32 protein-coding genes are annotated in these 24628 nt (G+C 59.4%); 17 read left to right on the plus strand and 15 right to left on the minus strand.

Annotation, left to right across the window (positions count from 1 at the left end; translation table 11 throughout):
- Nucleotides 1–169 precede the first annotated feature (169 nt).
- A complete protein-coding gene (locus AB4O45_RS01955) occupies nucleotides 170–505 on the minus strand; it encodes a hypothetical protein (protein WP_024013232.1) in 336 nt (111 codons plus the stop codon).
- 184 nt (nucleotides 506–689) lie between these two features.
- Here AB4O45_RS01955 and AB4O45_RS01960 point away from each other — a divergent pair, with 184 nt between their 5' ends.
- The gene (locus AB4O45_RS01960; protein ID WP_051600740.1) at nucleotides 690–929 is read left to right on the plus strand and encodes a hypothetical protein; all 240 of its coding nucleotides are present in this window, start codon (nucleotides 690–692) and stop codon (nucleotides 927–929) included.
- Nucleotides 930–985: 56 nt separating this feature from the next.
- Here AB4O45_RS01960 and AB4O45_RS01965 read toward each other — a convergent pair whose 3' ends face one another.
- Nucleotides 986–1183, minus strand: a complete 198-nt coding sequence (locus AB4O45_RS01965) for a hypothetical protein (protein WP_024013234.1) — start codon at nucleotides 1181–1183, stop codon at nucleotides 986–988.
- 218 nt (nucleotides 1184–1401) lie between these two features.
- Between AB4O45_RS01965 and AB4O45_RS01970 the strand changes: the two genes are divergently transcribed.
- Nucleotides 1402–1764, plus strand: a complete 363-nt coding sequence (locus AB4O45_RS01970; protein WP_039763474.1) for an NUDIX hydrolase — start codon at nucleotides 1402–1404, stop codon at nucleotides 1762–1764.
- Between the two features lie 3 nt (nucleotides 1765–1767).
- Here AB4O45_RS01970 and AB4O45_RS01975 read toward each other — a convergent pair whose 3' ends face one another.
- Both AB4O45_RS01975 and AB4O45_RS01980 read right to left on the minus strand, forming a co-directional pair.
- The gene (locus AB4O45_RS01975; protein ID WP_016775073.1) at nucleotides 1768–2010 is read right to left on the minus strand and encodes a DUF1652 domain-containing protein; all 243 of its coding nucleotides are present in this window, start codon (nucleotides 2008–2010) and stop codon (nucleotides 1768–1770) included.
- A gap of 105 nt (nucleotides 2011–2115) precedes the next feature.
- Nucleotides 2116–3015, minus strand: coding sequence for a polysaccharide deacetylase family protein (locus AB4O45_RS01980; RefSeq protein WP_315434734.1), 900 nt, complete (start codon nucleotides 3013–3015; stop codon nucleotides 2116–2118).
- A gap of 198 nt (nucleotides 3016–3213) precedes the next feature.
- Here AB4O45_RS01980 and AB4O45_RS01985 point away from each other — a divergent pair, with 198 nt between their 5' ends.
- A complete protein-coding gene (locus AB4O45_RS01985; protein WP_041480789.1) occupies nucleotides 3214–3894 on the plus strand; it encodes an SOS response-associated peptidase in 681 nt (226 codons plus the stop codon).
- A 263-nt stretch (nucleotides 3895–4157) separates the two neighbouring features.
- On the plus strand, nucleotides 4158–4430 hold the full coding sequence (locus tag AB4O45_RS01990) for a hypothetical protein (RefSeq protein WP_041480791.1): 273 nt from the start codon (nucleotides 4158–4160) through the stop codon (nucleotides 4428–4430).
- 44 nt (nucleotides 4431–4474) lie between these two features.
- Here AB4O45_RS01990 and AB4O45_RS01995 read toward each other — a convergent pair whose 3' ends face one another.
- On the minus strand, nucleotides 4475–4618 hold the full coding sequence (locus tag AB4O45_RS01995; protein ID WP_164488351.1) for a hypothetical protein: 144 nt from the start codon (nucleotides 4616–4618) through the stop codon (nucleotides 4475–4477).
- A 129-nt stretch (nucleotides 4619–4747) separates the two neighbouring features.
- Between AB4O45_RS01995 and AB4O45_RS02000 the strand changes: the two genes are divergently transcribed.
- The gene (locus tag AB4O45_RS02000; RefSeq protein ID WP_041480792.1) at nucleotides 4748–5134 is read left to right on the plus strand and encodes a DUF2784 domain-containing protein; all 387 of its coding nucleotides are present in this window, start codon (nucleotides 4748–4750) and stop codon (nucleotides 5132–5134) included.
- Here the strand turns inward: AB4O45_RS02000 and AB4O45_RS02005 are convergent.
- Entirely contained in the window at nucleotides 5131–5658 is a 528-nt protein-coding gene (locus AB4O45_RS02005) for a DUF3087 domain-containing protein (protein ID WP_315434731.1), read from the minus strand. The genes AB4O45_RS02000 and AB4O45_RS02005 overlap by 4 nt on opposite strands.
- 223 nt (nucleotides 5659–5881) lie before the next feature.
- Between AB4O45_RS02005 and ppnN the strand changes: the two genes are divergently transcribed.
- Nucleotides 5882–7255 carry a nucleotide 5'-monophosphate nucleosidase PpnN gene (ppnN, locus tag AB4O45_RS02010; RefSeq protein WP_056789275.1) on the plus strand — a complete coding sequence of 458 codons (1374 nt, stop codon included), beginning with the start codon at nucleotides 5882–5884 and terminating at the stop codon, nucleotides 7253–7255.
- 202 nt (nucleotides 7256–7457) lie between these two features.
- Here the strand turns inward: ppnN and AB4O45_RS02015 are convergent, their stop codons facing one another.
- Nucleotides 7458–8861 (minus strand): FAD/NAD(P)-binding protein, encoded by a 1404-nt coding sequence (locus AB4O45_RS02015; protein WP_460161007.1) that lies wholly within the window; start codon nucleotides 8859–8861, stop codon nucleotides 7458–7460.
- Complete coding sequence (locus AB4O45_RS02020) at nucleotides 8862–9425, minus strand: XRE family transcriptional regulator (RefSeq protein WP_315434728.1); 564 nt, start codon at nucleotides 9423–9425, stop codon at nucleotides 8862–8864.
- A gap of 85 nt (nucleotides 9426–9510) precedes the next feature.
- Between AB4O45_RS02020 and AB4O45_RS02025 the strand changes: the two genes are divergently transcribed.
- From AB4O45_RS02025 to AB4O45_RS02055, 7 genes are all read left to right on the plus strand, one after another.
- Nucleotides 9511–10446, plus strand: a complete 936-nt coding sequence (locus AB4O45_RS02025; RefSeq protein WP_315434727.1) for a DMT family transporter — start codon at nucleotides 9511–9513, stop codon at nucleotides 10444–10446.
- 170 nt (nucleotides 10447–10616) lie between these two features.
- Nucleotides 10617–13535 carry a monovalent cation/H+ antiporter subunit A gene (locus AB4O45_RS02030; RefSeq protein WP_315434726.1) on the plus strand — a complete coding sequence of 973 codons (2919 nt, stop codon included), beginning with the start codon at nucleotides 10617–10619 and terminating at the stop codon, nucleotides 13533–13535.
- Nucleotides 13535–13879, plus strand: a complete 345-nt coding sequence (locus AB4O45_RS02035) for a Na+/H+ antiporter subunit C (RefSeq protein WP_016775082.1) — start codon at nucleotides 13535–13537, stop codon at nucleotides 13877–13879. Before AB4O45_RS02030 ends, AB4O45_RS02035 begins: the two co-directional genes overlap by 1 nt.
- Nucleotides 13876–15555, plus strand: coding sequence for a monovalent cation/H+ antiporter subunit D (locus tag AB4O45_RS02040; protein WP_095180236.1), 1680 nt, complete (start codon nucleotides 13876–13878; stop codon nucleotides 15553–15555). Before AB4O45_RS02035 ends, AB4O45_RS02040 begins: the two co-directional genes overlap by 4 nt.
- Nucleotides 15552–16040: a Na+/H+ antiporter subunit E gene (locus tag AB4O45_RS02045; protein WP_122087831.1), complete on the plus strand. Its 489-nt coding sequence runs from the start codon at nucleotides 15552–15554 to the stop codon at nucleotides 16038–16040. The genes AB4O45_RS02040 and AB4O45_RS02045 overlap by 4 nt, the downstream gene beginning before the upstream one ends.
- Nucleotides 16037–16315: a K+/H+ antiporter subunit F gene (locus tag AB4O45_RS02050; RefSeq protein ID WP_041480807.1), complete on the plus strand. Its 279-nt coding sequence runs from the start codon at nucleotides 16037–16039 to the stop codon at nucleotides 16313–16315. The genes AB4O45_RS02045 and AB4O45_RS02050 overlap by 4 nt, the downstream gene beginning before the upstream one ends.
- Nucleotides 16312–16674, plus strand: a complete 363-nt coding sequence (locus tag AB4O45_RS02055; protein WP_041480808.1) for a Na+/H+ antiporter subunit G — start codon at nucleotides 16312–16314, stop codon at nucleotides 16672–16674. Before AB4O45_RS02050 ends, AB4O45_RS02055 begins: the two co-directional genes overlap by 4 nt.
- A gap of 116 nt (nucleotides 16675–16790) precedes the next feature.
- Here AB4O45_RS02055 and AB4O45_RS02060 read toward each other — a convergent pair whose 3' ends face one another.
- The 4 genes from AB4O45_RS02060 to AB4O45_RS02075 all read right to left on the minus strand — a co-directional run bounded on the left by AB4O45_RS02060 (nucleotide 16791) and on the right by AB4O45_RS02075 (nucleotide 19130).
- A complete protein-coding gene (locus AB4O45_RS02060; protein WP_150635046.1) occupies nucleotides 16791–17231 on the minus strand; it encodes a DUF3995 domain-containing protein in 441 nt (146 codons plus the stop codon).
- A gap of 92 nt (nucleotides 17232–17323) precedes the next feature.
- A complete protein-coding gene (locus AB4O45_RS02065) occupies nucleotides 17324–18340 on the minus strand; it encodes an ABC transporter substrate-binding protein (protein WP_076562406.1) in 1017 nt (338 codons plus the stop codon).
- Nucleotides 18341–18465: 125 nt separating this feature from the next.
- Complete coding sequence (locus AB4O45_RS02070) at nucleotides 18466–18663, minus strand: hypothetical protein (RefSeq protein WP_310216537.1); 198 nt, start codon at nucleotides 18661–18663, stop codon at nucleotides 18466–18468.
- Nucleotides 18660–19130 carry a hypothetical protein gene (locus tag AB4O45_RS02075; protein ID WP_150635043.1) on the minus strand — a complete coding sequence of 157 codons (471 nt, stop codon included), beginning with the start codon at nucleotides 19128–19130 and terminating at the stop codon, nucleotides 18660–18662. The genes AB4O45_RS02070 and AB4O45_RS02075 overlap by 4 nt, the downstream gene beginning before the upstream one ends.
- 459 nt (nucleotides 19131–19589) lie before the next feature.
- Here AB4O45_RS02075 and AB4O45_RS02080 point away from each other — a divergent pair, with 459 nt between their 5' ends.
- Together AB4O45_RS02080 and AB4O45_RS02085 are read left to right on the plus strand one after the other, a co-directional pair.
- Entirely contained in the window at nucleotides 19590–19802 is a 213-nt protein-coding gene (locus AB4O45_RS02080) for a hypothetical protein (protein ID WP_236168680.1), read from the plus strand.
- A gap of 49 nt (nucleotides 19803–19851) precedes the next feature.
- On the plus strand, nucleotides 19852–20091 hold the full coding sequence (locus tag AB4O45_RS02085) for a DUF2789 family protein (RefSeq protein ID WP_056789253.1): 240 nt from the start codon (nucleotides 19852–19854) through the stop codon (nucleotides 20089–20091).
- 6 nt (nucleotides 20092–20097) lie between these two features.
- On the opposite strand, the gene AB4O45_RS02090 is transcribed toward AB4O45_RS02085, so the two are convergent.
- From AB4O45_RS02090 to AB4O45_RS02100, 3 genes are all read right to left on the minus strand, one after another.
- Nucleotides 20098–20301 carry a hypothetical protein gene (locus tag AB4O45_RS02090; RefSeq protein ID WP_460161008.1) on the minus strand — a complete coding sequence of 68 codons (204 nt, stop codon included), beginning with the start codon at nucleotides 20299–20301 and terminating at the stop codon, nucleotides 20098–20100.
- A gap of 109 nt (nucleotides 20302–20410) precedes the next feature.
- Complete coding sequence (locus AB4O45_RS02095) at nucleotides 20411–22015, minus strand: methyl-accepting chemotaxis protein (protein WP_460161009.1); 1605 nt, start codon at nucleotides 22013–22015, stop codon at nucleotides 20411–20413.
- A 228-nt stretch (nucleotides 22016–22243) separates the two neighbouring features.
- Entirely contained in the window at nucleotides 22244–22648 is a 405-nt protein-coding gene (locus AB4O45_RS02100; RefSeq protein ID WP_016775095.1) for a TraR/DksA family transcriptional regulator, read from the minus strand.
- A 403-nt stretch (nucleotides 22649–23051) separates the two neighbouring features.
- Between AB4O45_RS02100 and AB4O45_RS02105 the strand changes: the two genes are divergently transcribed.
- Together AB4O45_RS02105 and AB4O45_RS02110 are read left to right on the plus strand one after the other, a co-directional pair.
- Complete coding sequence (locus AB4O45_RS02105; protein WP_460161010.1) at nucleotides 23052–23960, plus strand: MurR/RpiR family transcriptional regulator; 909 nt, start codon at nucleotides 23052–23054, stop codon at nucleotides 23958–23960.
- Between the two features lie 61 nt (nucleotides 23961–24021).
- The gene (locus AB4O45_RS02110) at nucleotides 24022–24627 is read left to right on the plus strand and encodes a glutathione S-transferase (RefSeq protein WP_258706837.1); all 606 of its coding nucleotides are present in this window, start codon (nucleotides 24022–24024) and stop codon (nucleotides 24625–24627) included.
- The last annotated feature ends 1 nt before the right edge of the window (nucleotide 24628 follow it).

Genomic DNA, 24628 nt, shown 5'->3' on the forward strand with positions numbered 1-24628 from the left:
CATGCCGATCCCGTCACGGGCCGACATTCAAAGCCTAGTCAAGGATCCTGCTGCGCCTCGCGGGCAACTGTCACAGCTCATTGCGAGCGTTTGATTGGAGTCTCCATCCAATGAAAAAAGGCAGACACCGAACTTCGGTGTCTGCCTTTTTTGAGATCCGGGCGCCCGGTTACAGGCAGTCACGCACCGATTGGCGCAGCGATCCGGACTTGGCCCAAGGCGGCCCTTGGTAGAGGGACACCTTGCTGCCGTCCTTGTATTTGACGATATCGAGAATCTCATCCGCCGTGATAATGCTCGGCGCGGTAATCCGGTAGCCGTTGGAAATCGACGTCTGCGAAGTCTTGGCCACGTCCTTCTGCCACAACGGTAACAAACACGCGGCATATTCCTTGGGAGGCTTGTCACTGGTCTTGCTGAGGTTTGGCTCGCCCGGCACCAGCGATGCTGGTAACGAGCAACCCGTCAACAGGGCCAGTGCCAAAGTGCCGATCCATACGCGCATGCTGTTTACCTGTTCCGAAAAAACGTGAATGTACCGTTTAACGGCGTGCACATCCATCGTGGCACCCCGCCGTTACCGGGGTTTGGACAATTTTTTACATCGGTTCAGCCGGGCGTCAGATGGCCTGGCCCCATGTGGAAAAATGCGACTACTCTTTTCTACCGAGAATGTTCTGGAGGTGATCATGCGGCTCAATGAATACGAACACGAACTTCAACGGGATTTGCAAAGCGTGGCGTCGGACCTGAGGTGGTCGGCGGTCGACCTCAAGCGCATTGCCGAACAATTGCGCAAATCAGGTAACGAGGCAGACGCCCAAACTGTGTTGCGGTCTTGCGAAATCCTGCAAAACGACGAAGAGAGATTGCAGATCTATGCCAAGGAGGTAAAAGCCCGGACCATCAGCCGAATCAAGGTGCACTGACTCCTGATCCAAACAAGAAGCCCCGGTCGAAACCGGGGCTCTTTCGTTTTAACGCATCAACTCACGTTCTGGCTTTGCACCCGCTTGGCGCGTTGCTTGTAACCAGGAAGCGCCGCCGCATAGGCCATCGCTTCCTCCCTGCTGGTGAATGACGCCAACCGGTCGCCCTGAGTGCAAACCCGCCATGGGCCGTTGTTCACGCTGAGCACGTCATAACCGTTCATGTGCAGCTTGTTCAGCATTGGAATGCTCATGAGCACCTCCATTTCGTCAACGGTGTTTTCGGTGTACGGGCTTACCTTACACCCGCTCCCCGCTGCGGTGTAAACCGGATTCGCCCTGGCACATGTCAATTCACTGGCACTTTTTGCTACGCAAATGGCTCCGAATCAAGAGGGAACCTTTAAATCCGCTGGCGGCTCGAATATTGCAGATTGATTACAGATTTATGACACGCATCAACAGGGCAATCATGAAAGTACGCGCCACCGTCATTTGCGAACAGGATCGCCATATCCTCCTGGTACGCAAACCCCGCCATCACTGGTCATTGCCCGGCGGCAAGGTCGAACCCGGGGAAACCCGTGCGGCGGCAGCCGTGCGCGAGTTGCAGGAGGAAACCGGGCTCAATGCTGAGGACGTCCTGTACCTGATGGATTTTCAGGCGGGCAGTACGCGGCATCATGTGTACGAGGCTTCGGTGGTCAACATCGACGACGTGCGCCCGCAGAACGAAATCGTCGATTGCATCTGGTACCCGCTCGATGCCGTGCACAATCTTGAAACCAATGACGCGACGAGGCGCATCGTGCAGGCCTTTCAGCGCCGTTTATGAAAATCAGCCTGCGAACGCCCGGCGACCGGCGCTGATTTCCGTGCGCAACTCACCGATGAAATTGGAAATATCGCGAATCGTCACCAGATGTTCGGGAGAAACGCCGTCAAGCAACAACTCGACACGCCCACTGCCCGGCTCATACACCTTGATCCGCAACAGACCTTGTCCGGTCGGTGTGCAATCACACTTGAACGTGGGGAAGCCTGACTCGACGATCCGGCAAATATCGGCAATGGCAAGCATGGGCGGGCGCCTCGCAGGCGGAGAATCGATCCATCGATCATAGACCCACGGTCTGTTAATTGCCCGCTCGGGAATGCCAAGCCGATCACAACTCACTCACGTCATTCAATGCGCATCATGATCCCAGATCCAGTTCCACATACCGGGCAGATTCACCGGCTCAGCGCTTTGCTGAACCGTACGCGCCAACGCGGCTTTTTCCATTGCGGCCTGATTGTCGTAGAACGGCTTGTCCGCCAGTCTGACCCCGGTCGCCGCCGCGCTATCGAGCAGAATCTGCAGATATTCGCGAGTGTGGCGCGCGGTGTAGCGATTGAGATCATGGAACGTCACCACGACCGGAATCACGCCATCCACGGTCGGCAATTGACCCACCGCGATGCGCTCGCGCACTTCCGATAACTGCCGCAGCATGTTCGCCCGACGCCGAGGGCTGGCGTTGAAGCCCCAGATCTTGCCGTCGTTGGCACTCAGGTCCGTGAGCAAGACGTGCAAGCCGTGTTTTTGATAGGCCGCAAATGTGCGTTTGTCGTAATTCCAGAACGGTGGGCGCAACAGCCTGGGCGGCGCCCCGGTGATAGCGGCAATGTCAGCGCTGCCATCGGTCAGCGATTGCTCCAGCTCTTGCGGATCGAGCGAACGATGGTTGGTGTGCCAGTGAGTCGCTGTGTGAAACGCGAGGATATGTCCCTCGGCGTGCTCACGACGCATCAGGCTGCGACCGATCTCGCTGTCACCCGCCCTCGGTGCTCGGGTCTGCACGAAAAACACGGCTTTGATGTTTGGCTGCAAGGGGTTGCCTTTGAGGCTGTCGAGCACCGTCGCCGTTGGATTCCACAACCCTGAAGCGCTGGGGCCATCATCGAACGTCAGGAGAAAACGTACGGGCGCCTGGGCCATCAGGCGCGTTTCGGTTTGCGTGGTCATTTCAATCGGCGCGGCGATGCAACCGGCCAGACCGAGCGCGATGAGCGCAACACAAAGAAGTTTGCATCCGGATGTCATGTCTTGCCCCGAGGCCGCGGCCGTGGTGTTGTCGAATGGCAAACCTCCCTCGCCTTTGTCCATCCCTGCGCGGCTATCCGCGAGCGCAGGTTGGATAAGGTACACAGGGTTTGGTTCCGGTGCTGGTTTCAGTGCGTCATCGGCCAGGCACATCGGCATGTCCGACTAGACTCAAATTTCCTCAAGGAGATTTCAGCCATGTGCGGAAGACTCACGCAGTACCGTGGGATTCACGATTTCGTCGCGGTGCTCAGCATCCCCGATGCGTTGATCAATCACGTTGGCGATGCGCCGCTCAATCGCTACAACGCAGCGCCCACCACTGCGCTGGCGGTTCTGCACCAGCACGAACAGGCCATTCATGCCGACAATCTGCGCTGGGGCTGGCGGCCGCATTGGGCCAAGGATCGTGCCGCGCCCATCAACGCACGGGTGGAAAAAGTCGCCCACGGCGCGTTCTTCCGGGCGATCTGGCGGCAGCGGCTGATTGTGCCGGTCGACAACTGGTTTGAATGGGTTGATACCGGGGAAAAATCCCGCCAGCCCTGGTTGATTCGTCGGGCGGATCAGGCTCCGGTTTTCTGTGCTGGTATCGGCCAGTTTCCGGCACCGGGGGTTGCGCCGAGGGAGGACGACGGATTCGTCATCATCACCGCTGACAGCCTGGGCGGCCTGCTCGATATTCACGACCGCCGCCCAGTGGTCTTCGATTCGACGCGGGCTCGGGAATGGCTTGATCCGGCTACGCCGCTGGAACGCGCCGAGCAGATGCTGCTGTTTGAAGGCGAGCCCAGTGATGCCTTCGAATGGTACAAAGTCGGCAAAGCGGTCGGTAATACGCGTAATCAAGGTGCGCAATTGATAGAACGAGTCGACTAAATAATTACTTCACTGCTGCGTTAATCAAGCGAGCCCGTCACTGAATCCCGCGCGTTACAAAAAGTGTTTCAACCGCGATACAACCCCCATAAAACAGCCGTTTGAGCGAATCAACCGCCTGTCAGACATTTCGACAGTCATACATACATTTCCCCGCGCTGCGGATAGCATGCGCGCCGCCTTTCCGATTGGTATACCAGTTGACCAAAGAGTCAAAGAAATCAGGAATCCATCAACAACTTTCAAGCCTTGCAGAGAAATAAGTGAGCGACGATTTTGCAATCAAACAGGTCAGCGGCCTGAAGTGTGTCCATCTGTCCAAGACAGAACGCCTGGAACTCGACTGTTTTATCGGCCATTACATCAAGACCCGAAACCTGCACAGCGTGCCCGATATCGAACGCACCCTGCGCAGCACCCTCGAGGGTTATCCCGGCCATCCGCCGGTGATGGTCAATGAGCTCAATGCGTGGATCGATCGAACGTTGGGGTATCGAGCGACCTACCCGGATTTCACGCAGCTGGAAGACTTCTGAAACGCGAAGAGCCCCGCTGATGCGGGGCTCTTCGTATGCGCTGTTCAAGGTTTCAGAGGACGCTCCTGGTCGCGGTCCGACAGCTCGCGGCTGTCATCATGCTTCCAGGTTTTTTCCTGCCTCTTCTGCTGCTCGATTTCTTCTTCCGTTGGCTCATCATCTTCCGCACGCGTTTGCTCAGTTGCCATGTGCACCTCACCTCAGAACAGTTGATGATCGTTAAAGGGTAGAACACTTTTGCGCGCCCAGATTCACCAACGCATTTTGTCCCGCGCGGCGTACCATAGCGCCATCTCCCCTTACGTCAGGAAGACGCCATGCTGTACCGAATCGCCGCCGACGGGCTGGTGCTGTTTCACTTGTGTTTCATCTTGTTCGTACTGTTCGGCGGGCTGCTGGTGCTGCGCTGGCCACGGTTGATGTGGCTGCACCTGCCGGCGGCTGCCTGGGGCGTAGCGGTCGAGGTGTTGCACCTGACCTGTCCGTTGACCTACTGGGAAAATCTCATGCGCCACGCGGCCGGGCAGACCGAATACGCCGGCGGTTTCATTGAGCATTACATCTGGCCGATCATCTACCCGGCCGGTCTGACGCCGCAGATTCAACTGGCACTTGGCAGCGTGGTGCTGGCGGTCAACCTGTTGGTGTACGCACGACTGCTGCGCTCGTGGAAACTGCGTCGCGCCCGGCGCATTCCGTTTTAACGCGAGGCCGGTTTCAACGTTTCCAGCCACTGCGGATCGAAGCGTGGCTGGTCAGGATCAAGGCCCAGCGCCTGCATCCGCGCCTTGTGCTGTTCGACTTCATCACGCAGTTGTCCATGATCGCTGGAGTTGCCGTCCAGCTCATGCATTTGCAGCAATCCGAGGTGATAGAAACGCAACACCTTCATCGCCGTCGGATCGTTGGTCTGCACTGCCGCTGTCACCTGATGCATGACATTGGTGATGCTCATCAGATTGCGCTTGAGGCGCCAGCTGTACACCGCCGGGGCCATCCAGGTCTGATGCCAGAAACGTCCGCGCAACAGCGCCGCCGTCAGCAGAAACGCCACAAATACCCCGCCCACGTTGAATCGCAGATTATCCCCATCGGGCTCGCCAAATACCGCCACCGCGACAGACGAAAACAGCATGGCCAGCAGCAGAAACAGCACGGCGATGATGATCGTGCTGCGGCGGGTCTGCTGACGAAAGGTAGCGGGGTCCATCGGCTGAATCTCGAACATCGAAAATGACTTCCTTGAGTGGCAAAACGCGCAACGGAAAAAACTCGCCGGCGCATTATCGCATCGCACCGGGTTTTAGCTATGCTGGGGCTCCTTTTCATCTTTTCAGCGTCCAACGGGGACATGGCGGTATAGCGCAGATCGTGCCATCTTCATTCATGGATACACACTATTCGGATGCCATCCGCTGCGTTGTGGATGACATCGTTTTAAGGATCACTGCATGACCCAACGACACGTAATCAATGCCTCGGTCAGCCCGAAAGGCAGTCTGGAAACCCTTTCTCAACGTGAAGTCCAGCAACTGAGCGAAGCCGGATCCGGCAGCACTTATACCCTCTTCCGCCAGTGCGCCCTGGCCATCCTCAACACCGGCGCGCATGTCGACAATGCCAAGACCATCCTCGAAGCCTACAAGGACTTCGAAATCCGTATTCACCAACAGGATCGCGGCGTACGCCTGGAGCTGCTGAACGCTCCGGCGGACGCGTTCGTCGACGGCGAGATGATCGCCAGCACCCGCGAAATGCTCTTCAGCGCCCTGCGCGACATCGTCTACACCGAGAACGAACTCGACAGCCAACGCATCGACCTGAGCAATTCCCAAGGCATCAGCGACTACGTGTTCCATCTGCTGCGCAACGCGCGCACCCTGCGCCCGGGCGTCGAGCCGAAGATCGTGGTGTGCTGGGGCGGCCACTCGATCAATACCGAAGAATACAAATACACCAAGAAAGTCGGCCACGAACTGGGCCTGCGCAGCCTCGACATCTGCACTGGTTGCGGCCCTGGCGTGATGAAAGGTCCGATGAAGGGCGCGACCATTGCCCATGCCAAACAACGCATTCACGGCGGTCGCTACCTCGGCCTGACCGAGCCAGGCATCATCGCCGCCGAAGCGCCGAACCCGATCGTCAATGAGCTGGTGATCCTGCCGGACATCGAAAAACGTCTGGAAGCCTTCGTCCGTGTCGGCCACGGCATCATCATTTTCCCGGGCGGCGCCGGTACGGCCGAAGAGTTCCTGTACCTGCTCGGCATCCTGATGCACCCGGACAATGAAGGTCTGCCGTTCCCGGTGATCCTCACCGGGCCGAAGCATGCCGCGCCGTATCTGGAACAGCTGGATGCGTTTGTCATCGCGACCCTCGGCGAAGAAGCCAAACAGCATTACGAGATCATCATCGATGATCCGGCCGAAGTAGCGCGGCAGATGACTCAAGGCTTGAAAGCGGTGAAGCAGTTCCGCCGCGAGCGTAACGATGCGTTTCATTTCAACTGGCTGTTGAAGATCGATGAGGGCTTCCAGCGTCCGTTCGATCCGACCCACGAAAACATGGCCAACCTGAAACTGCACCGCGACCAGCCACCGCATGAACTGGCGGCCAATCTGCGTCGGGCGTTTTCCGGGATCGTCGCCGGTAACGTCAAGGACAAGGGCATTCGTCTGATCGAAGAGCACGGGCCGTATCAGATCCGTGGCGATGCGGCGATCATGCAGCCGCTTGATGCACTGCTCAAAGCCTTCGTCGCCCAGCACCGGATGAAACTTCCGGGTGGCGCGGCGTATGTGCCTTGCTACCGGGTAGTCGCATAATCTCAAGCCGTCACAAAAGCCCAATGTGGGAGCTGGCTTGCCAGCGATAGCGGTCTTTCATTCAACAGAGACGTTGAATCAGATGACGCTTTCGCGAGCAAGCTCGCTCCCACAGGATTTATGGTGTGCCGCAAATTGTAGTAACAACCTGAATCCCATTGTGGGAGCGAGCCTGCTCGCGAAGAGGCCCAAGAAAAACACATCAGTCTCTCAGGCTATCCACCAACCGCCGAGCCAACGCTTTAGCCTGCGCAGCGACGTCCGTCACTGCCGTACTCTCCCACCACATCCCGCGCAACGGCGGGCCCATGGCAAACAGCTGACTACTCACGCGCCCTTCGGCACCCACCACTGCGCCGTCCTTTGCCGAGATCCCCAGCGCCAACGGCCCCGGCCGCACCAGCCCCCGCGCCAGCAACTGCTGTGGCAACGGTCGTGCGACTCGCCGCCAGTCGTATTCAATACCGCTGGAGTTGATCAGCGCCGCACCACTCACAGTAGATGTTTCAGCCTCACCCCGAGGACGGATGCGAATGGTCACAGCATCGCCAGAGCCGGGCTCAATGCCCTTGAATGACGCGGCGTGAATGCGCAAGCGTCCTTCCTTGTGCAGCCGTTCGATCAACTCGGCACTCAGTGGCGGCGAACGATGGTGGTGACTCTCCCACCATGGCCGTACATGCCGTACGAATTGTCGACGCTGCACGTCAGTCGCCTGACTCCACAACCGCGCGATATGCGCGCGAACCGTATCCAGCGGCGCCTGCCAGTCGATGCCTTGGGCGATTGCGTCGCGACAATGTCGGCGCAATTCGCGCACCAACTGGCGTGGCGTGCGGATGCTGTGATCTGCTGCCAGAAAATCCACCCAGGCCGGCGGTTGACGGCGCACGTGCGGCAGCAGGCCATGCCGGGAGAACACCTCGATCGGCCCGCGATGCCCGGCCTGCTCCAGCGACACCACGGCATCGACCATGGTCAGACCGGAGCCGATGATCACCACGGTGGACTGCGGGTCGAGTTCGCGCATGGCCGCCACATCCCAGGGATCGAGCGCGGCGGCATTAAGGCCACTGGACTGCGTCTGCGGCGTGCGGGCGGCGGGAAACATGCCGGTGGCCAGCACCGCCTGCGACCCACGCAAAATCCGGCCATCACTCAAGGTGAGCTGCATTGAGCCGGAATCGCTTTGCAGGTCGACGGCTTCAGCACAAATATGTTCAACGGTCGAACCTTGCAGCGCGCCCACCGCCCGGGCCTCAGCCAGACGCTGTTGCACATAGACCCCGAACAGGCCGCGCGGCGGAAACAGCTCACTGACCGGCACATCCTGCTCGGCAGATTCCGGCCAGCCGCCGCCGGCAATATGCGCGGTCAGCCACTGCGTCAGATCATCAGAATTATACGGGTCGACGCTCATCCGCGCCGCGTTGCCGTTCAGCGTATGCCCCAACTCGACTGCGCTGTAAGCCTCGCCCCGGCCCAGTTCAGCGCGAGGCTCGATGATGAGAATCTTTCGTTGCCCCGGCAGGCGCAGCAATTGCACCGCCAGCATCGTGCCGCTGAGGCCGCCGCCGATGATCAGGATGTCCGCAGACTGCTCCATTCAGATCACCACATTACGCACGAACCGCGCAGCCACATCGCCGTCGTTGCGGTAGGCATGCGGTTGATTGCTGGCGAACATGAAAAACTCTCCTTTATTGATGTGCTGCGCCTGATCGCCGAGAATCAGCGTCAGGCAACCCTCAAATACGTAGATCTGCTCGCTCCAGCCATCGGCATCCGGTTGCGACGGATAAACTTCGCCCGGTTGCAGACACCATTCCCATTGCTCGACTTCGCGGCTCGCGGTGGCTTTGGACAGCAGCACGGCCCTGCTGCCCGCAATCGTGCCAGCCCAGGCAACCTCATTGATCCGGCTCGGGTCGCGCGCATCGTGCGCCTGGATCAGATCACTGAACGCAACGTCGAGCGCTTCGGCGACGCGATCAAGCGTGGTCAGGCTGACATTCTTTTCGCCTGCCTCGATCGCCACCAGCATCCGTCGGCTGACCCCGGACTTTTCCGCCAACGCGGTCTGGCTCATATCCGCCGCATGGCGCAGGCGTCGAACGTTCTGGCTGACGTGTTGCAGGACGGAGGCTCGCTGAGTCGAATCTTTGTGCACTATATTGCTCACTCGGTGGAGTTGGGCAGTATACTGCGCAACGTTGGCGGCATTGTGCCGCCTCCCTTTTAATGTGCGCAAGGTCATGATGCCGCCAAACAATTCTGCGTCCCGAATCCGCTTTTCCCGCTTCAGCAAAGCCGAGTGCGTGCTGGTGCTGATCACCATGATCTGGGGCGGCACGTTTCTGATTGTGCAACATGCCATGACGGTCAGTGGCCCGATGTTTTTTGTCGGCCTGCGCTTTGCCGCCGCGGCGGCGATCGTGGCGATGTTCTCCTGGCGTCATCTGCGCGAACTGACCCTGTTCGAAGTGAAGGCCGGGTCGTTCATCGGCGTGGCGATCATGCTCGGTTACGGCCTTCAGACAGTCGGGCTGCAAAGTATTCCGAGCAGTCAGTCGGCGTTCATTACCGCGCTGTATGTGCCGTTTGTGCCGCTGCTGCAATGGCTGGTTCTGGGACGGCGTCCGGGGTTGATGCCAAGTATCGGGATCATGATGGCGTTTGCCGGACTGATGTTGTTGTCCGGCCCCTCGGGGGAGGCGTTGAATTTCAGTCCCGGAGAAATCGCGACCTTGATCAGCGCCGTTGCGATTGCGGCCGAGATCATCTTGATCAGCACATTCGCCGGACAGGTTGATGTGCGGCGGGCGACGGTGGTGCAACTGGCGGTGACGGCGGTGTTGTCGTTCTTGCTGGTGGTCCCGACCGGTGAAGTGATTCCGGAATTTTCCTGGTTGTTGCTGGTGACCGCTTTGGGTCTGGGCGCAGCAAGTGCGGCGATTCAGGTGGCGATGAACTGGGCGCAGAAGAGTGTTTCGCCGACTCGGGCGACGTTGATCTATGCCGGTGAACCGGTGTGGGCCGGGATTGTCGGACGGATTGCCGGAGAGCGCTTGCCGGCGATTGCACTGGTGGGCGCCGGGCTGATTGTGGCGGCGGTGATTGTCAGTGAGTTGAAGACCAAGGGAAGGACCACCGAGGCAGAAGCTGAGCTGGAGCGGGAAACGCAGGCGTGACCCGCAATCTTTTCTGGCTGCTCGCGAAAGCGCCGCACCATTGTTGCCCCTGAAACAACGCCAAACACAAAATTCCAGACTACTTTGTAGGATTCTGAGACATCCTCGCGTTTGGTGATCAGGGAGCTGGCACGTATGATGCTTCACAAACTTCCGCAGATTAGAAGCCTATGTCCCTGATAGTTCTACTGCTTCTGCCGTTCATCGGCAGCTGTCTGGCAGCGGTGCTGCCGCACAATGCGCGCAATGCCGAATCGCTGCTGGCGGGTCTGGTCGCTTTGATCGGCACCGTTCAGGTCGCGATGCTGTACCCGCAAATCGCCCACGGTGGCGTGATCCGCGAAGAATTCATGTGGTTGCCCAGCCTCGGGCTGAACTTCATTTTGCGCATGGACGGCTTCGCCTGGCTGTTCTCGATGCTGGTGCTCGGCATCGGCACACTTGTCTCCTTATATGCCCGTTATTACATGTCGCCGGACGATCCGGTGCCGCGCTTTTTCGCATTTTTTCTGGCGTTCATGGGCGCCATGCTCGGGCTGGTGATCTCCGGCAACCTGATTCAGATCGTGTTCTTCTGGGAGCTGACCAGCCTCTTCTCGTTCCTGCTGATCGGCTACTGGCACCACCGCGCCGATGCGCGGCGCGGGGCTTATATGGCGCTGATGGTCACCGGTGCCGGCGGGTTATGTCTGCTGGCGGGGGTCATGATTCTCGGCCATGTCGTCGGCAGCTATGACCTGGACAAGGTCCTGGCCGCCGGCGATCTGATTCGTGCACATGCCCTCTACCCTGTTCTCTTGCCACTCATCCTGATCGGCGCGCTGAGCAAAAGCGCGCAATTCCCGTTTCACTTCTGGCTGCCCCACGCGATGGCGGCACCGACGCCCGTCTCGGCCTATCTGCACTCGGCGACCATGGTCAAGGCCGGGGTTTTCCTTTTGGCACGTCTGTGGCCGTCGCTGTCCGGCAGTGAGGAATGGTTCTACATCGTCAGCGGAGCGGGCGCCTGTACGCTATTGCTTGGCGCGTACTGCGCGATGTTCCAGAACGATCTCAAAGGTTTGCTGGCCTACTCGACCATCAGCCATCTCGGTCTGATCACTTTGCTCCTGGGCCTCAATAGTTCACTGGCCGCAGTGGCAGCAGTTTTTCACATTCTCAACCACGCGACGTTCAAAGCCTCGCTGTTCATGGCCGCCGGCATCATCGACCACGAAAGCGGCACCCGTGATATCCGCAAGCTCAGCGGTCTGATCAAACTGATTCCCTATACGGCGACGCTGGCCATGGTCGCCAGTGCCTCAATGGCCGGCGTGCCGCTGCTCAACGGTTTCCTGTCGAAAGAAATGTTCTTCGCCGAAACCGTGTTCATCAACGCCACCGCGTGGGTCGAGACCAGTCTGCCAATCGTCGCGACCATCGCCGGCATGTTCAGCGTTGCCTATTCCCTGCGTTTCACCGTCGACGTGTTCTTCGGCCCCACCGCCACTGACCTGCCACACACGCCGCACGAGCCGCCGCGCTGGATGCGCGCCCCGGTCGAGTTGCTGGTCTTCACCTGTCTGCTGGTGGGGATTTTCCCGGCGCAGATCGTCGGGCCATTACTCGCCGCTGCGGCACTGCCGGTGGTCGGTGGTGAGTTGCCGGAATACAGCCTGGCCATTTGGCACGGTTTGAACGCACCGATGATCATGAGCCTGATCGCCATGTCCGGCGGCATCATCCTCTATCTGCTGCTGCGCAAGCAGTTCAAGCTCGGCCATTTCAAGTATCCGCCGCTGGTCGGCCGCTTCAACGGCAAGCGTTTGTTCGAGCGCAGTCTGGTCGTGATGATGCGCATCGCCCGGCGCGTCGAGCGGCGCCTGGGCACCAAGCGCTTGCAGATGCAGCTGTTCCTGATGGTTTCGGCCGCCGTGCTCGCCGGTCTGATCCCGATGCTGCACAGCACGCTGACCTGGGGCGACCGGCCGAAAATACCTGGTTCCATCGTCTTCGTGACCCTGTGGCTGTTGGCGATCGCCTGTGCGCTCGGCGCCGCATGGCAGGCCAAATATCACCGTCTCGCTGCACTGACCATGGTCAGCGTCTGTGGCCTGATGACCTGCGTGACCTTCGTCTGGTTCTCCGCGCCTGATCTGGCGCTGACGCAACTGGCGGTCGAAGTGGTGACCACGGTGTTGATCCTGCTTGGTCTGCGCTGGTTGCCACGACGCATCGAAGAGGTCTCACCACTGCCAGGCAGCCTGCGCAAGGCGCGTATCCGTCGTCTGCGCGACTTGCTGCTGTCGATTGCGGTCGGTGCGGGGATGGCGCTGTTGTCCTACGCCATGCTCACCCGGCAGACGCCGAACCATATTTCCTCTTTCTACCTCAGTCGCGCCCTGCCCGAGGGCGGCGGCAGCAACGTCGTCAACGTGATGCTGGTGGACTTCCGTGGTTTCGACACACTCGGCGAAATCACCGTGCTGGTCGCCGTGGCGCTCACCGTGTTCGCCCTGCTGCGCCGCTTCCGCCCGCCGAAGGAAAGCCTGCAGTTGCCAGCCCAGCAACGCCTGCTGGCACCGGACGTGGTCACCGATCTGGTCAACCCACGTTCGGCCAGCGACACCGCGCTCGGCTTCATGATGGTGCCGGCGGTGCTAGTGCGCCTGCTGCTGCCTGTCGCACTGGTGGTGTCGTTCTATCTGTTCATGCGTGGACACAATCAGCCGGGCGGCGGTTTTGTCGCCGGGCTGGTGATGTCGGTGGCCTTTATCCTGCAATACATGGTTGCCGGCACGCAGTGGGTCGAGGCGCAAATGAGCCTGCGCCCATTGCGCTGGATGGGCACCGGTCTGCTGTTCGCCACTGCCACCGGTCTCGGTGCGATGCTGGTCGGCTATCCGTTCCTCACCACTCATACCTGGCACATCAGCGTGCCGTTGCTGGGCGATATCCATATCGCCAGTGCGCTGTTCTTCGACATCGGTGTATATGCCGTAGTGGTCGGGTCGACGCTGCTGATTCTCACCGCCCTCGCCCACCAATCGGTGCGCGGCCACAAGACGGCCTCGCTGCCCAAGTCCGTCGCCAGCAAAGGAGCCGTCTGATGGAAGAAGTCATCGCAATCGCCATCGGCATTCTCGCCGCCTCCGGGGTCTGGCTGATCCTGCGCCCGCGTACCTTTCAGGTGGTCATGGGCCTGTGTCTATTGTCGTATGCGGTCAACCTGTTCATTTTCAGCATGGGCAGCCTGTTCATCGGCAAGGAGCCGGTGATCAAGGACGGCGTGACCCAGGACTTGCTGCATTACACCGACCCGCTGCCCCAGGCGCTGGTGCTGACGGCGATCGTCATCAGCTTCGCCATGACCGCGCTGTTTCTCGTCGTATTGCTCGCCTCGCGCGGCTTGACCGGCACCGACCATGTCGACGGCCGGGAGCCTAAAGAATGATGGCGATGACTCACCTGATCGCTGCACCGATCCTGCTGCCGCTGCTGACCGCCGCAATCATGCTGATGCTCGGCGAGAAACACCGGCCGCTGAAGGCGAAAATCAACCTGTTCTCCAGTCTCCTCGGCTTGTTCATTTCAGTGATGCTACTGCAATGGACGCAGACCACCGGGGTGCCCGGCTCCATCGGTGTGTACCTGCCGGGCAATTGGCAGGCACCGTTCGGCATCGTCCTGGTGGTTGATCGCCTGTCGGCACTGATGCTGGTGCTGACCGGCGTTATCGGCGTCAGCGCGTTGCTGTTTGCCATGGCCCGCTGGGACGGCGCCGGCTCAAGCTTTCACGCTCTGTTCCAGATCCAGCTGATGGGCCTGTATGGCGCGTTCCTGACGGCGGATCTGTTCAACCTGTTCGTATTCTTCGAAGTGTTGCTCGCGGCATCCTACGGTTTGTTGCTGCACGGCTCGGGCCGGGCGCGGGTGTCGTCGGGGTTGCATTACATTTCGATCAACCTGTTGGCATCGTCACTGTTTTTGATCGGCGCTGCATTGATCTACGGGGTGACCGGCACGCTGAACATGGCCGATCTGGCGATGAAAATCCCGCTGGTGCCGGAAGCCGATCGTGGTCTGCTGCACGCTGGCGCGGGGATTCTAGCGGTAGCGTTTCTGGCCAAGGCCGGGATGTGGCCGCTGAACTTCTGGCTGGTGCCGGCCTATTCCTCGGCCAGCGCGCCAGTGGCGGCGATGTTTGCGATCATGACCAAGGTCGGCGTCTACACCCTGCTGCGCCTGTGGACGCTGCTGTTTTCCGGTCAGGCCGGCGCCTCGGCATTCTTCGGCGGCGACTGGCTCATCTACGGCGGCATGGCGACCATGGCTTGCGCAGGGCTGGCGATTATCGCCGCGCAACGCCTGGAGCGCATGGCCAGCCTGAGCATTCTGGTGTCGGCGGGGATCCTGCTCTCGGCGATCGGCTTCGCCCAGCCGAACCTGATCGGCGCTGCGCTGTTCTATCTGGTCAGCTCGACCCTGGCGCTGAGCGCGCTGTTCCTCTTGGCCGAACTGATCGAGCGCTCGCGCTCGGCCAACGAAATTCCGCTGGAGGACGAAAGCGAACTGCTTCCGCGCCCGCAGGAATCGCTGCAACCGCCCAAGGGCATCAACCTCGACGACGAACAGAAAGCCGTGGTCGGTCAGGTCATCCCGTGGACCATGGCCTTTCTCGGTTTGAGCTTCATTGCCTGCGCGCTGTTGATTATCGGCATGCCACCGCTCTCCGGATTTATCGGCAAGCTCAGCCTGATCGGGGCATTGCTCAACCCGTCGGGACTTGGCACTGCGGCGCCGCTGCCTCCCGGCGCATGGGGATTGCTGGCCCTGTTGATCCTGACCGGTCTGGCCTCCCTCATGGCCTTCTCTCGCCTGGGTATCCAGCGCTTCTGGACGCCGGAGGAGCGCCCGTCACCACTGCTGCGCAAACTCGAATGCGCGCCGATTTTTCTGCTGCTCGGGCTGAGCATTGTCCTGACGTTCAAGGCTGAACCGCTGTTGCGCTACACCCAGGCTACGGCCGATGCGCTGAACAATCCGCAGCAATATGTGCTCGCAGTTCTCGGTACACGTGCGGTGCCGAGCCCGCAAGCCAGAGCCGACATGCTCGAGGTGCAGCCATGAATCGACTGTTTCCGGCTCCGTGGTTATCGCTGGCGCTGTGGGTCTTGTGGCTGACCCTGAACCTGTCCGTCAGCCCGGGCAACCTGCTGCTCGGCGCCGCGCTGGGTTTCGCCGCGCCGCTGATGATGCGCAAATTGCGGCCGAAACGTGCGCGCATTCGCAATCCGGTGGCCGTACTGCGCCTGTTTCTCCTGGTCGGTCGTGACGTGATCATGTCCAACCTGATCGTCGCCTGGGGCGTACTCAACGCCGGACGGCGCCCGCCCAACTCATGCTTTATCAAGGTGCCGCTCGATCTGCGCGATGCTCATGGTCTGGCGGCACTGGCGATGATCTGCACCGTGGTGCCCGGCACCGTATGGTCGGAACTGGCACTGGACCGCAGCGTTCTGTTGCTGCACGTCTGGGATCTGCACGACGAAGCGCAGTTCATCGAGCACTTCAAAAGCACTTACGAGCGACCGTTGATGGAGATTTTCGAATGAGCCCATTGCTGTCGAATGCGATTCTGCTGACGTTGTTTCTGTACTGCGTGGCGATGACGCTGACGCTGGTGCGTCTGTTCAAAGGTCCGTCAGCTCAGGATCGGGTACTGGCGCTGGATTACCTGTATATCGTCGCCATGCTGATGATGCTGACCCTGGGCATTCGCTACGCCAGTGATACCTACTTTGAAGCCGCGCTGCTGATCGCGCTGTTCGGCTTCGTCGGCTCGTTTGCCCTGGCGAAATTCCTGCTGCGTGGCGAGGTGATCGAATGAATGCCGAATTGTCTTTGTGGGTCGAGATTCCGGTGGCGGTCCTGCTGGTGCTCAGCGGCGTGTTTACCCTGCTGGGCGCAACCGGATTGCTGCGCATGAAGGATTACTTCCAGCGTATGCATCCGCCAGCGCTGGCGTCGACAATCGGTGCCTGGTGTGTGGCACTGGCGTCGATCATCTGCTTTTCAGCGCTGAAGTCCGGGCCAGTGGTGCATGCCTGGCTGATTCCGGTTCTGTTGGCCATCACCGTGCCAGTGACCACCCTGCTGCTGGCGCGGGCGGCGTTGTTCCGCAAGCGGATGGCCGGGGATGATGTGCCGGCTGAGGTGAGCAGTCGTCAGACTGAAAGTGGTAACTGATGATCATGTGGCGCCTGTGATGGCGCCATCGCTACACCAGAAATCCGCTCTCCCATGTGTGGGAGCGAGCCTGCTCGCGAAGCGGCCAGTCGGGGCGTCGCAAATTCCGGATCAGCTCAAACCCAAGCCACCGCCAACAACCCCGCCCCCAGCAGCGCACACAACGGCGAATACACCCAGGTATCGAGGCGCGCGAATCGCGAATCCTTCACTTCCTTGAAAAATCCGACCAGGTTCGAATCACCGATCGCTCGGGCGAACATCAACAACGCAATCGCGCTGATCACCCATTGCAGTGCCTTGTGCTGCACCGCCGGCACGCCCCAACCGACCCGCATGCAAACCAGCGCGGCAATTATCAGCAACGCAGCGGCGACTGCCAGCGTCAGCCAGCCTGAGGGCTTGAAGGCCGGGCGTACCGAGGCCACGAAGCCCGACACCGGCACCTGCGGCACCACCACCGCAGCCGCCCATTGCCCACCCAACGCCCAATACACGTGCATCAGGCCGATTGCCGCGAACACAGTCACCAGCCATTGAGCCAACACAAAGGTCATGGTTGAAATCCTTCAAAGGGATTTGAACAAACCATCCTAGTCGGATTTTTTGCCCCTGCACGACCGGTCGGCGGTGCGCTGCGTTGACCGCGTTATTTCAGATCAGCCGTCACCTTGTCAGCCACATCCTTGGGTAACCAGGCCTGCCACACGTCCGGATGCGCTTTCATGAACGCGACCGCCGCCTCACGAGGTGCGGTGTGCTTGTCACTCATATCCGCCAGTGCCTTGTTCAGCGGCTCGATGGGAAAATCGACCTTGCTGAAGAACTCGGCGATTTGCGGGTTCTGCTTTTGAAACGGCGTAGACACGCCAATCGACAGCTTCGATGCCAGCGAGCGGGTTGGTTTGGGATTGGGATTATCGGCGTCTGTCAGCGTCTTCCACGCCTCGGCATCGAACGGCGGCTCTTCCAGTTGCACCAGTTTGAATTTGCCAAGCAGTGGCGTCGGCGACCAGTAATAGAACAACACCGGTTTGCCGCGACGAATCGAAGAGCTGATCTCGGCATCCAGCGCAGCGCCGGAACCGCTGCGGAAGTTGGTGTAGTCGTCCTGCAAGCCATACGCCGTGAGCTTCTGCTTGTTGACCACTTCCGAAGTCCAGCCGATCGGGCTGTTGAGGAAACGCCCTTTGCCCGGGCTTTCCGGGTCTTTGAACACGTCCTTGTATTTCTTCAGATCAGTGACACTGCGCAGATCCGGCGCCAGCGGCTTGATGCCTTTGGCCGGATCGCCCTTGATCACGTACTCCGGCACCCACCAGCCTTCAGTGGCGCCTTTTACCGTATCGCCCAGGCCGACCACTTTGCCCTCGGCTTCGGCCTTGACCCAGACCGGGCTGCGTCCGGCCCACTCCTCGCCAATCACCTGAATGTCGTTGTTCGCCAGCGCGGTCTCAAGCGTGATGGTGGTACCGGGCAAAGTGTCGGTCGGCAGGCCATAGCCTTTCTCGACGATCACCCGCAGCACCTCGGTAATCAGGCTGCCGCTTTCCCAGTTCAGGTCGGCAAAGTGGATCGGCGCCTGTGCCGCCTGCAGCGATTGCGCTGACGTCAGCAAACCAAAGGTGGCCACGCTGGCGGCCAGTAACCGTCGAAATCCGTTCATGCATCGCACCTCGTGCTGTTCACAGCAATGGCAGTTGGCCTGACAGAAACGCAAGCCTCTGAATGACTCAGTCAACTGACTTTAGCCGAGGTTCCTGCTTTTTCCGGGGTCTACCGTGCGCGAGGTTACGTTTCAGAGTTTTCCTGCAGGCTTTGCAGCTCACGTCTGACCATGCTGGCGTAAGCTGCCGGTTGCAATGCATAGAGCTGCGACGCCACCCAACTCAGCCAGGCACCTTGCAGTTCGGCCTTGCGGGCGAACAAGCGCTGAGCTTCTTCGCGTGCGCTGTCGAGATTTTGCGCATGGAAATCCGCGCGCTTCACTCGCTCGCCTTGAAGGTCACCAGTTCACCCTTACGCCATTTGGCGGCTTTGGCAGTGACGGCTTTGAGGGTTTTGGTCAAACCTTCCTGCAGCTGCTCATTGGCGGCGAACACGGTGACGACGCTATGGCCTTCCTTGAACAGGATCGCGTGACCGTCGGCCGTGCTGACAAAGGCGTAATCGCCCAGGCCGTAGACCGTCAGTTTGATGTCGCGAAAACGAATGTCCAGCTTACCGCCTTCACGGCTGGGCAAAACTGACGCGATGAAATGGTCGCCAACCTTGAGTTTGAGTCCCGGTTTGTCATCGACTACCAATGCACTTTCGGTGTCGATTTCGGCGATGTAAATGCCTTCGGCGTTTTGCTCGGTGATGTAAACAAAACGTGATTGGAATTGCTTGACCAGCTTTGCACGCAAATCACCCAGCACGAACAAAGCATGCATATCGAGGTTACTGACTGCCAAAGAAACATCCCCACATTTGAAAAACCGCGCAGCGAAAAACGCCCACGGCAAAGAAACGGCCAGGCCGATGAAAACTGCAAAAACATTCAAACACCCGAAGCGAGCAAAGCACTCTTGAATCGCGAGGTTCGTAGACTACTGGATTGTCATTAGTGAAACCTGCTCTGAAGTCGCCAAAGCTTGAAGGAAAACGCCTCAAGTGCGACTAGAGCAATTCTGACTACGAACTTCAGGGAAATTTCTCACGAAAAAAAGCACTTTTCCGACATATCGCTGGCGAAAAATTGCTTTAGATAAGCCTGGTCGTCAACAGGTACTGGCGATTCTAGAGCAGCGATGCTCATTACGACTACCCGCAACGGCCGTTAAATCCCGGCCGACTGATGAAAAGGACTTCATATGTGCACTTTGACTCATTTTGCCACGTCGGCTGACGCGCGAATCACCCCATCTCTGACGATGAAGGTTGCCGACCTCGACAACCTTCCGACATCTTCTAACAATCATCGAACCCCGCACTTTCAAGTGGTGCCGGCAGGTATTGCGTTCTTTCACATCAAGGAGATATCCACGGGACGTGTCAGAGGTTTCCGCGGCAATCACAACGAAGCCTGCGCCCTTGCCCGCTCGCTTGAATCAAAAATCGAACTCCGCGCCAGCGCCTGCCTCTGATAAGGGAGTGAACGAACAAGCCGTACCGGCACCAACCCAGGAGTAGATGATGGAACTGCCAACCGAGCTTAACCTGACCACCCTTTTCGAACAGCTGGGCCTACCAGCCGATGAAGCGTCGATCAATAATTTTGTCGAAGCCCACCCTTTGAAATCTGATATCAAATTGATCGATGCCGATTTCTGGACGCCCCAACAGGCGCAACTACTAAAAGAGTGGCTGCGTGAGGACGGCGAAGAAGCGATAACTGTCGATGAGCTGAACGTGCGCCTGCATCGCGGCAAATAAGGGCGATCAGTGCAGGCTGTCGCCGGGCTCGATGTTCAGTTGTTCGAGCCAGGCAGCCTTGCACTCCTCCGCTTCATCGCGACTGGCGAAGGCTGTGCCGCGTCGCTCCCCGTTGCGCAAAACCACCCAGCACACACTGCGCCCCATCGCGCGTAAGCCGGCCGGAACGCCGCTGCCGATCATCACTGCCACATCCACCCTGCACTGCATGTGCCCTCCGAAATAATTAGCTACCTAACTAAGTCGCCAGATTAAAGCTTTCCTTCGAGAGGAAACAGCAACCGCCGTGCACAGATTCATTGCGTCAACGGTAACAATCTCAGCGTGGATTCTCCGGTTTGTAGCCCAGCCGCAATCCGCCCCAATGCCGGCCCTTGATCATGATCGGCACCGAAAGATCATGCATCAGCTCACCCGTATCGCGCGTGTAAGTCTGCAGCAAAACTGGTTGTTGATGGCTGCCGCAACGGATGCCCGTGCGGTCAGCGAATTTGCGTTTGGTGCGGTTATTTACCGTGTCGACCTGCACATCACCGGTCAACGGCTGGCTGAATGCCTGGTTATGCGTCGGTATATAACCCTGCTGCGTGCAGGCGATCGCGAAAACCAAACCTTCATGACGCGTTAACAGAGGCTCTTGAATCGCGGGCAAGACCTGATCTGTGTACTGATCAAACCTGGTCTGAAATTTGGCTGGTTCGGTACCCGGAATCGGCTGGTAGCTGCGATCGAACAGGTCATCCAGACTGATCCGCCCCTGCTCGACATCCGCTTCGAAGCGCGCTGCGATCAGGCTCGCACCTTCGCGCGCCAGGTCATAAATGCGCTGGTGATAGTCGTCCAGACCGACTTCGGCCAAGCGTTCGCTAATGGTTTCCGCCTGCCCTTCCATCTGCACCGCGGCGTCGGCGAGGCGGCGGGTCTGCTGATCGCTGATCGCCAGATCGCTACGCATTTGCTCAATCGCGCTGAACAGCGCATCAAGCTGCTCGCGATTGGTTTGCGCGCCACGGGCGATTTCGCTGACCTGGGTTTCCACTCCGGCGGCAAGTCGCGCGATGTTTTCCAGATGCTGACCGGTGTGCTCGACCTGTTCGACGCCGGTGTGCAGATCGCTCGACAACTCGCGAATCTGCGCCACCACTTGTGCGGTGCGTTGCTGAATGTCAGCGACCATCTCACCGACCTCACCCGTGGCCGCCGCCGTACGCGCGGCCAGTCCGCGCACCTCGTCGGCGACCACAGCGAAACCGCGACCATGCTCACCGGCCCGGGCTGCTTCAATCGCAGCGTTCAACGCCAACAGGTTGGTCTGGCTGGCAATCGACTGGATCACCAGCGTCACCCGCTGAATGTCGTCGCTGCGCACACTCAGGGCCTCGATCAATTCGCGGCTGGCGTTGGCGCGCTGACTGAGTTGCTGCATGCGCGAAATCGAGTCGAGCAGTTCGCTGCGCCCCGCCGCGCTGCTGTGATGCGCTTGGCTGGCGGCGTCCAGCGCGTCGCGACTGAGCTGTGAAGTCGCCTGTTCGGTGGCGATCATCACTTCGGCATTGCTGACGATCTGCGCCGCCGCGTCGAGTTGCGATTCGAGTTTGTTCGCCAGCGCCTTGACCGAGAACGCCACGCCGGCGGCTGACAGTGCGTTGTGACTGGTGGTGTAGGAGAGATCGCGAGTCAGTGCGGACAATGCGCTCGCACTATCGACCGGGACAGCAGCTGGAACGTTGCGCGAACGCAGGCGCGGCAGCCAGACAATCAGTATCGCCAGCGGCATGCCGAGGTAGAGCGACCACTCGGCCATAGCCATGCCGGCCAGCAACAGCATCAGGGCGATGCTTTGCAGGGTCGGCGCGATCCAGCGGTTTTTCGGCAAAAGCACTGGTGCAGGCAGCGCCGCAACCAGAGATCCATCTCTCGTCATCTTGATCACCCCACGTTTGTTCTCATTGTTGTGACTGCATTAAACGCCACTACAACGCCATTATCCATGGTCCGTTAGTCGTGGGGTCTGTGGCAGGTCAATGGAACGACGGGGGAAATAGCGCAGACGAGCAAAAACAAAGATCGCAGCCTCCCGCAACTCCATGTAGAAGCTGCCGAAGGCTGCGATCTCTTGCAGGCGCCCCCCTATTCAGGGGCCGCCATGGAATCAGGCCTGACGCTGGTGCTTGTCGATCTGCTCGTGACGCTCTTGAGCTTCGATGCAGTATTTGGTGGTCGGGCTGATCAGCAGGCGCTTCAGGCCGATGGCCTCGCCGCTGTCGTCGCACCAGCCAAAGCTGTCGTCCTTGATGCGCTCAAGAGCTTGTTCCAACTGCGGCAGCATGCGCTGGTCGCGATCGATCGCGTTGACCAGCCAGGTGCGCTCTTCTTCAACCGAAGCCGCGTCCGCCGGGTCAGCCGGGGTGTCCAGGCTTTCGATGGCGATACGGTTTTGCTCAATGCGCTCGTGGGTTTCGACTTTCATGTTCTGCAACAGCTCAGTGAAGAAAGCGTGTTGCTCTGCATTCATGTAGTCATCTGCCGGCATAGCCAGCAACTTGTCCTTTGTCATTGATATCTCTATAAAAAAACGTGCATTAAGGCGAATAAGGGAGCGTTTCGGCGAACCGTGTCGGCCGTCGAAAAGGCATCGTTTTATTGCAAACGCCACCCGGCACTCAATTTACGAGGGGCGGCAGTCTAAGGCCCGATCAAGGCCTCAGCAACTGTAAATACAGGGAATTTGTCCGACAGGACCAGGAAACTGCTCTGACACAGGCTTCACACGGCCATCGGAGTGCGTTTATAGCAAGAAATTCACTCCAGCGGCTGTATATAGAAGACAAACGGCTAACCATGCCGCCATCGACAGCGGAAATTATTCTCGCAAGGTGCATCGTTTCAGCCCGGCAGAGCCCGCGCAGCCCTTCTATGATCAGGCTTACCGCGTGATCAACCCGCCCGAAGGATGTCCTATGCCCCGCCCCGATCTGCCGGCCGCCGACGAACTTTCGCTCGCCAGCCCCCCGATCACTGCCGAGCGTCTGCTGCAAACGATTAGCGACGAATATGACGCCCTTCCGCGTCAGCTTAAACGTATCGCCAGTTACATTAGCCAGCAGAGCGAGCGAATCATGGTCGACCGCATCAGCGACATCGCTCGTGAATGCGAGGTGCATCCGTCCGCCATCGTGCGTTTTTCGCAGCGCTTCGGGTTCAGCGGCTTCAGCGAAATGCAGGCGCTGTTCCGCCAGGCCTGGACGCACAAGGCCACGCCGGCGCAGAACTATCAAAAACGCATCCGCAGCCTGATCGCCAACAAATCGCAGACCGCCAACAGCGGCGAGCTTGTCCGCGAGTGTATCGACGCAACGCTATCGGGCATCGAACGTTTGGGCCGCGAACTGGATGGGGCTGCGTTCGACAAAGCTGTCGATCTCATCGTCAATGCCGACGACATCTATGTGGTCGGGGTCCGCCGTTCGTTCGCCGTCGCCGATTATCTGGTTTACAACCTGCAGCACACCCAGAAGCGCATTCATCTCGTCTCCGGCATCGGCGGCAGCTATCGCGAGCAAATGCTCAGCGTGCGCGCCAACGACCTGGTCATCGCCATCAGTTTTGTGCCCTACGCCAAGGAAACCCAGCACTGCCTGCGATTCGCGCAGCGTCAGGACGCCAATACCCTGATCATCACCGACAGCCCTCTGTCGCCACTGGCGAAACTTGCCAATAGCGTGTTGCTGGTCAATGAAGGCAGTGCGCTGGCCTTTCGTTCGCTAAGCGCGACACTGTGTTTATGTCAGGCGCTGTTTGTGGCGGTGGCCTATCGGCTGGAACTGAATGTCGATGAGATTCACGAACACCCCGGATTCGACGACTGACAATTGTCTCAGGCTCGGCTAGGTTATGCGTTCCCACCGGTTCGACTTGAAGGAACGCGTCATGAAACTGATCGGCATGCTCGACTCCCCTTACGTGCGCCGCGTAGCAATCTCCGCCAAATGCCTGGGGATTGACCTCGAACACGAGTCGGTCTCGGTGTTCCGCCACTTCGAGCAATTCCAGCAGATCAACCCGGTGGTCAAAGCGCCCACGCTGATCCTCGACGACGGCGTGGTCCTGATGGACTCGACCCTCATCCTCGACTACCTCGAAGCCAGTTCCGGCAAGAGCCTGCTGCCCAGCGATCTCACACAACGCGCCCACGCCCTGCGTCTGATCGGCCTCAGCCTCGCCGCTTGCGAAAAAGCCGTGCAGCTGTATTACGAACGCAACTTGCGCCCGGCCGACATTCAGTACCAACCTTGGGTTGAACGCGTTGAAGGCCAACTCGCCGCCGCGTTTACCGCCCTGGAAAAAGAACTTGAGCACAGTGACTTGCCGGTCGACGGCTCCCTCTCCCAGACCGGCATAAGCCTGGCGGTCGCCTGGAGCTTCACCAACCTCGTCGTGCCTGATCAGGTCGACGCAACACGCTTTCCGCGCATCGCCGAATACACCGCCTACGCAGAAGGCACCGACGCGTTCATCAGCACACCGATGACCTGAC

Source organism: Pseudomonas sp. S2_B10, assembly GCF_054668425.1.